Annotated in this window: 9 protein-coding genes; 3 read left to right on the forward strand and 6 right to left on the reverse strand. The window is 48.0% G+C overall.

Annotation, left to right across the window (positions count from 1 at the left end):
* From V6C93_RS37970 to V6C93_RS37980, 3 genes are all read right to left on the reverse strand, one after another.
* A partial coding sequence (locus V6C93_RS37970) for an AIR synthase related protein (RefSeq protein WP_333481880.1) occupies nt 1–450 on the reverse strand: 450 nt, incomplete at its 3' end.
* A complete protein-coding gene (locus V6C93_RS37975; RefSeq protein ID WP_333481881.1) occupies nt 447–782 on the reverse strand; it encodes a hypothetical protein in 336 nt (111 codons plus the stop codon). The genes V6C93_RS37975 and V6C93_RS37970, both read right to left, overlap by 4 nt.
* Before the next feature lie 14 nt (nt 783–796).
* Nucleotides 797–2,113, reverse strand: a complete 1,317-nt coding sequence (locus tag V6C93_RS37980; protein ID WP_333481882.1) for a peptidylprolyl isomerase — start codon at nt 2,111–2,113, stop codon at nt 797–799.
* 326 nt (nt 2,114–2,439) lie between these two features.
* Here V6C93_RS37980 and efp point away from each other — a divergent pair, with 326 nt between their 5' ends.
* The 3 genes from efp to V6C93_RS37995 all read left to right on the forward strand — a co-directional run bounded on the left by efp (nt 2,440) and on the right by V6C93_RS37995 (nt 4,229).
* The gene (gene efp, locus V6C93_RS37985) at nt 2,440–2,997 is read left to right on the forward strand and encodes an elongation factor P (protein ID WP_333481883.1); all 558 of its coding nucleotides are present in this window, start codon (nt 2,440–2,442) and stop codon (nt 2,995–2,997) included.
* A 194-nt stretch (nt 2,998–3,191) separates the two neighbouring features.
* The gene (gene accB, locus V6C93_RS37990; RefSeq protein ID WP_349262974.1) at nt 3,192–3,728 is read left to right on the forward strand and encodes an acetyl-CoA carboxylase biotin carboxyl carrier protein; all 537 of its coding nucleotides are present in this window, start codon (nt 3,192–3,194) and stop codon (nt 3,726–3,728) included.
* Nucleotides 3,729–3,875: 147 nt separating this feature from the next.
* Nucleotides 3,876–4,229, forward strand: a complete 354-nt coding sequence (locus V6C93_RS37995; RefSeq protein ID WP_333481885.1) for a metalloregulator ArsR/SmtB family transcription factor — start codon at nt 3,876–3,878, stop codon at nt 4,227–4,229.
* Between the two features lie 130 nt (nt 4,230–4,359).
* Here V6C93_RS37995 and V6C93_RS38000 read toward each other — a convergent pair whose 3' ends face one another.
* The 3 genes from V6C93_RS38000 to V6C93_RS38010 form a co-directional block, all read right to left on the reverse strand.
* A complete protein-coding gene (locus V6C93_RS38000) occupies nt 4,360–5,004 on the reverse strand; it encodes a GerMN domain-containing protein (RefSeq protein WP_333481886.1) in 645 nt (214 codons plus the stop codon).
* A 74-nt stretch (nt 5,005–5,078) separates the two neighbouring features.
* Entirely contained in the window at nt 5,079–5,897 is an 819-nt protein-coding gene (locus V6C93_RS38005; protein WP_333481887.1) for a DUF2993 domain-containing protein, read from the reverse strand.
* Between the two features lie 11 nt (nt 5,898–5,908).
* A partial coding sequence (locus V6C93_RS38010; RefSeq protein WP_333481888.1) for an endonuclease/exonuclease/phosphatase family protein occupies nt 5,909–6,544 on the reverse strand: 636 nt, incomplete at its 5' end.

The following is a 6,544-nucleotide window of genomic DNA, read 5'->3' on the forward strand; positions in this document are numbered from 1 at the left end:
CCGGGAAGGGGAGGCTTGACCGAAAGCGGTAATTGCGATACTGATAACAGGCGATCGCACCACATCACCCCCAACAATCTCTGTATCGTACTCCTGCAAGCAACCCGTTAAACCCTGGTAGACTCTCTCTACCCAACTAACTGAAGTCTCACTCCTAATACTTAAACCAACAGTAATTCCGAGGGGAGAGGCTCCCATTGCGGCTAAATCCGATAAATTAGCCGCCGCCGCACGCCAACCGACATCTTCGGGTGAGGTTGTGCGATCGCTAAAATGCACTCCATCCACCAAAACATCGGTTGTCACGACCAACGATTGCCCCGACTCTGGAAATGAAAGGACGGCAGCATCATCGCCCACAATATCTCTAGGACAAAATCGCTGCAAGCGTTCCAGAAGTCCCTGTTCCCCAATATCTCGAACGAGTAGGGAGGACAATTCATCACTCATGCCGATTTATCCGCACGAGGACGCCGCTGAATCTTAGGGAAGCGATAGAAGGTGTCCCCATCAGCATCTACTTCGGGAACCGCTCCAAACATCTTCACCTGACGATCTAAATACTTCCGCGCTTGCTCCACATCTACCCTCGATGCTGCCGTTAGCTGAATCAGAGAAATACAACTGCTTTGTTCTTCTAGGAGCTGATAGAAAGCATCATCCAACTGCTGACGATTGAAGGCCGTTTCCAACTGCTGCTGGCGATTTAGGGGGCCAACACGCAAGAATACGCCCGCCAGAATGACGAGCGTAATCACGAGTAGGAGGTCAACAATTGGCATTGAGAATCGAGCAACTACGAGGTTGGGGTATCAAGTATCGCGGGTTGAGAATCAGGGGTGATTACCGCTTCTGGCTCGGCTATAGCCTGAGTAACTTGCGAATCTACTAAATTCTCAGCCTCTTCAACCACTTTAGCGGATTCAATTTCATCCCGCTTTGTGGCTGTTTGCTTTTGCCCAGATGAACCCTGTGCGACTTGTGGCGTGACTAAATTCTCCGCGCCCTTAACAACTTTAGCGGATTCGATGACATCACCCTCTTTGAGCTTTTCGAGTACCTCTTTGCCCTGGACGAGGTAACCAAAGACGGAATAACGTCCATCGAGGAGGTTGAGACCGGCTGGAGTCAGTTCGGGTTCAAACAGGAAGAAGAAGAACTGAGAGGAGCCACCATTCGGGTCATCTCCTGGACGCGCCATTGCGACAGTACCATAGGCCGAGAAGGGTAGCACCGGCTGATCCCGGTAACGACCCGCGTCTTCTAAGGTAATGCCATAAACTGGCTCTGAGTCTCCTCTGACGAGGACTTCTAGGGGAATTGCTCGGTATTCACCCGTTGTGGGGTCAACAAAACCCTCTTCTTTTCCCGGTGGATCGCCAACTTGCAATACGTAGAAGTCTTCAGCGCGGATAAACTCCAGTCCGTTATAAAAACCCCGCTGAACCAAGTCCACAAAATTACCCGCTGTAACAGGGGCACTGTAGCCATCGACCACTACCGTTAAGTTACCTTTGTTGGTGGTCATCTCCACCGTAGCGCGACCTTTGAGTTGAGGCAGGTTACTGTACTCCGAAGGTACCTCAAAGGGAAAGTCCCCCATCATCATCTCTTCGAGTTCACCCACTTGAGTCAGGAGCTGACCCCGCAGAATGGAAATCTTTTCCCTGTCCTTTGCTTCAACGGCTTCTCGGAGTGAGGTTATGCCTTGATTCATTTCAGCAATCAAGGCTTCGGCTTGGGGTTGTTTCTCCTCTAGAATGTCAGCCAGAAGTTTTTCTGCGCGATCGCTCAAAATCGTAGCCGCTTTGGTAACATCTCTACCGACCGGACTCCAGCGCTTAGCCCGTAGTTGTGTGGAGATATCTTCAAGACTGGCTTGAATATCCCGCACGGGCTGATTATCAATCGGTAGCGAGTATCGCAACAAGGCTTTGCCATCTGTGATCGCATTTCCCACGGGTAATCGGCTTTCACGGGCGGGTTGGCTGTTGCCCGAATCCCACCAAGCCCCAGAGAGACCGAAGGAGAGCGTAACCAAGAGCAGCGCTAGGAGGCTGGTCTGTGTCAAGCGTTTGTACCAATCAAGCTTGAGAATTTTTGAAAATCGCATAGCTATATCACTGAAGACTTCGCACCATTAGGTTTGAGGCTTATCCACAGCATGAAAGAACTTTATTTTTCATATTGCCATGAAGGGTTACACGTTAGAAGGCTGCAGGTTGAAGGTTCGCTGGTTACAGGTTCGTTGGTTACAGGACGAGTAGGTTGGCAGATGGTAAGTTTTCCAACCTACCCCTACGGGGAACGCTACGCGAACAATTTTCCAACTTTCCCACCTTAAACACTTGGATGACCGCAACAGAGGTAAAATAAAGTGCCGATAGACTCGCTACGCTTGGCTATCGAGCATCTTGTTCTGCCCTTTGAAACAGGTTCATGATTTCTAGTAACGACTTTCGCCCTGGTGTCACGATTGAGTTGGATGGGTCTGTATGGCGGGTAGTGGAGTTTCTCCACGTTAAGCCTGGAAAGGGTTCCGCCTTCGTTCGTACAAAGCTGAAAAACGTGCAAAGTGGAAGTGTTGTTGAGAAAACCTTCCGCGCTGGGGAAACGGTACCCCAAGCCAATCTAGAAAAGCGAACAATGCAGCATACCTACAAAGAGGCTGACCAGTTTGTCTTCATGGATATGGAAACGTATGAAGAAAGTCGTCTGAACTCGTCTCAGATTGGCGAACGCGTCAAGTATCTCAGTGAAGGGATGGAGGTCAATGTTGTTACCTGGGGTGAACAAGTTCTTGAAGTAGAACTTCCCAACTCTGTAGTGCTGGAAGTTACTGATACCGACCCCGGTGTCAAAGGCGATACCGCAACTGGCGGTACGAAACCAGCGATTGTTTCCACGGGTGCTCAGGTGATGGTTCCTCTCTTTATTTCAATAGGAGAGCGCATTAAAATCGACACTCGTAACGACTCCTACTTGGGTCGCGAATAAACTGTTTTGACCAGGCAAGAAGCATCGGGGTGGGTTGAACGTTGGCAAGTCTCAGGTTGCATGTTGACAAGTTGACCGTGGGGAAGACAACCTGGGCTAAGTCCTCGTATGATCTCCGGCGCTGCGCTAACAACCTTCAAACCTTCAACCTTCAACCTTCAACGTATTTCTCGCCCCTAGCTCCTGATTTAGTTGTGACATTAGACTTTAATCAACTTCGCGAACTGCTAACCGCGATCGCTCAAACCGATATTGCGGAATTAACCTTAAAAAGTGCTGATTTTGAACTGACAGTGCGTAAAGGCATTCCGACAACAACTAGTGTTGCCCCAGCGCTGAGTAGTCCTGGTGGCAACACGACTTCGGGATTTGTCAGTACACAAACCCAACCTGTTGTCATGCAGACAGCACTGACTCCTCCAATTGCGATCGCAACGGGAGAGCCCCCAACAGCACCACCATCAGCGGCTGCGCCTGTCTTAGACTCCAAATGGATAGAAGTTAAATCCCCAATGGTCGGGACATTCTACCGCTCGCCGGCTCCGGATGAACCCCCTTATGTGGAAGTGGGCGATCGCATCCGCACAGGTCAAACTATTTGCATTATTGAAGCCATGAAGCTGATGAATGAAATTGAAGCTGAGGTGTCTGGACAAGTAATGGAACTTTTGGTACAGAACGGAGAGCCTGTCGAGTACGATCAGCCGTTGATGCGGATTAATCCGGGTTAATTAAATCCAGACTAAATTGACCAATCTTCGCCTTCGTGGGCTTTCTCGCCAGGTTTCTGTAAGGATTCCTTGAAGATTACTCCATTGTTATAAATAGAGTAACAATAGCTGGTAAAATTTGGGGATCACTTAGTTCGGGATATAGGGATGCCCACCGCGAACACTGTACCACAAGAAGTAGTACAACAAGTTGCTGAATATTTTAGTATCTTGAGTGAGCCAATGCGTCTGCGAATTTTAAATTTGCTACGGGAAGGCGAAAAATGTGTACAAGAGCTAGTAGAGGCAACAGCCACGAGTCAGGCGAATGTATCAAAGCACCTCAAGGTGATGCTACAAGCCGGCATCCTTAGCCGCCGATCGGAAGGCACATCGGCTTACTACAAAGTAGAAGATGAGTTAATTTTTGAGCTTTGTAATTTGGTTTGCGATCGCCTCGCCACACGAATTGAGCAGCAAGCCCGCCATTTTCGAGACTTCAGCCTCGCCAATAAGGAGTAGCCTTAGACTTACTCCAGCCTATCAATTTAGGAGACAGCTTTCTTCACGGGCTGTTGTTATTAAAGATTAAGAGAGAGAGAGCGAAACCCCTCCTAGCGCCTAACCTCACGTTGTCCTAGCTGGAAAAACGCTATAGATTAAAGTTTTTCTCGAAAGTTTCACGAGTGATAGGCTGATCTAGCATTAAGCCCTCTCCCCCTAAAACTTCCAGAGGCTTCCCTTCTACAGAAATCCAAACCTTAGCGGCTGGATCTAAACTGCTGGCTGTGTAGATAACCTGCGCCACCCGACCCGTCATTGAGGCGCTGCCGCCACCATCGGTAAATTCTTTGGACAAATCTACATGAACGCCATCAGCTTCCAACGCGACATTCTTCAGCTTTGTTCCTTTAGGAATCGTTGTGGCAAAAGCGGGGTTCACGGGCCCTGCCAATAAACTCGTAAATGCTCCCTCCAAGATGTCACTGGGTTTATCGGCCTTCTTTAAGGTGACCGAACTGGGAACTACCTCTATTCGGTTATTGACATTATTGACCCAATAAACATTCACGCTTTCCTCAGCGGCAGGCTGGGCGGATTTAGGTGAGGGCTGGATCGGATTAGCGGGTTGAGATGTTGTGGGTGCTTGCGTGGTTGTCTGGGGGGGTGTGGTTTGAGACGGCTGACTTGAATTCCAAACCCACCAAGTTGCACCTGCGCCTGCTGTAACTAATGCAGCAGAGACACTAGCAATTAGACCTAGAGGAATGCGACGAGTGTTGTGTTGGTCTTGCATACCGAGAAACCTCCATGAAAATTAGAGAACATGGGCGTACAGAGGTTTTACATAAGACACCTGAACACGATACTTTATGAACGACGCGCCCCTGTGATAGATGCAGACGACGGGTTTGAGGCATCAACTCGGACAAACGCTGCTACTCCTAACTCATCCGTATCTATCTTTAATTGTAAGACTCGTGCCGTAATCCCTGCCTCTTCCAAGGTGCGGAGATCGAAGCGTCTACTTATACCCTCAGAGAACCCTGCAATTAAAATAGGTGAGAGCGATCGCCCATTCACGCTAACCGATGGTTCCATGAGTTTCAAGCTGTGTCCAGCAGTAAAGCTCAGTCCCGACTCCACCAGGAGCGTTGTCGTTTCGGCCTCTTTTTGGCGCAACTCGACCTGAAAACGGATGCGGTTGTTGCCCAAAAAATCCATCCGGGGATTGAGAACCTCATAAGCCTCCGGTGAACCTCCCAAAAAGCGACTACCCAGAACTCGCAATCGAGCCATAATAGCTGGTGACTGCAAAGCTTTATTGATATCGGCCTCAGTAAGAGCTAAACGTACCCCCGCTTGTGCTGGTTGCCGTAGCGCCGCCTTGGGTGACTTCTGCCCCCCCTGCCTGAGACGTTGTAAATCCACATTCAGGGGGTCTGTTTCTATTTCCAACGCCCCAATGCGAATATCCGGAGTGAGCCATAATCCTCGCCCTGCAATCCGTACTCGGTCTACTTTACCTTGTACTAACTGATAGCTGGGGGCATTGTCCACACGAACTTGCAATTGCTCGACCTTATTTAATCGAGAGCGAAGATTATGGGCAATAATCTTATCCGTCACGATGCCGATAGGGGAGACAAGTGCGAGTAAGCCAGAGAGAAGAATCGTTAAAAATTCCATAACATTATCGTTTAATAAATCAACAAATCTGTGATTAAAGGCAAATGATCGGAACCGACCTGACGACCCCTGCGACTATTCAAAACCTTAATATCTCCACGTACAAAACAATGGTCAATAGGAATCGATAATACTGGATGGAACGTATACCATGTTGGTATAATGCCGAAACCTCTTCTGGCGTTACGAACTCTGGCTTTACTAACGAAGCGTTTATAATAGGGAGACCACATCGTTACATTAAAATCTCCAATTAATAAAAAAGGATTTTTGACCTTTGCAACATAATCTCCTATTGCTTCTAGTTGTCTATTTCGTTCTTCAACATAATCTTTCCCTAACGCATTAGAAGGATGAACCGCGATTATTGAAAGAATTTTTTCGTGAATCTTAAGATTTGCTAAAACACTTTTTCTTCCTCCTCCCAATGACTTAACAGAGGTATTTTCTAGAGGGAGCTTGCTGTAAATGGCAGTTCCATCTATATCCACATCTTGATGAGCTATGGAGTAAGGCAGAATATCTCGTAAAACTTCTAACTCTTTAGCGCCTTTTTTCCCGACCTCTAGGAAAACTGCTAAATCTGGTTTTTCTTGCCTAACTAAAGAAATAACTTTGGGATAGTCATGATCATATTTATCAACATT

Origin of the sequence: Allocoleopsis sp., from assembly GCF_036703385.1 — a bacterium.
GTDB lineage: Bacteria > Cyanobacteriota > Cyanobacteriia > Cyanobacteriales > Coleofasciculaceae > Allocoleopsis.

Coding starts and splice junctions, on each gene's coding strand:
- V6C93_RS37975 (WP_333481881.1), bottom strand. CDS start 782: ATGCCAATTGTTGACCTCCTACTCGTGATTACGCTCGTCATTCTGGCG.
- V6C93_RS37980 (WP_333481882.1), bottom strand. CDS start 2,113: ATGCGATTTTCAAAAATTCTCAAGCTTGATTGGTACAAACGCTTGACA.
- efp (WP_333481883.1), top strand. CDS start 2,440: ATGATTTCTAGTAACGACTTTCGCCCTGGTGTCACGATTGAGTTGGAT.
- V6C93_RS37995 (WP_333481885.1), top strand. CDS start 3,876: ATGCCCACCGCGAACACTGTACCACAAGAAGTAGTACAACAAGTTGCT.
- V6C93_RS38000 (WP_333481886.1), bottom strand. CDS start 5,004: ATGCAAGACCAACACAACACTCGTCGCATTCCTCTAGGTCTAATTGCT.
- V6C93_RS38005 (WP_333481887.1), bottom strand. CDS start 5,897: ATGGAATTTTTAACGATTCTTCTCTCTGGCTTACTCGCACTTGTCTCC.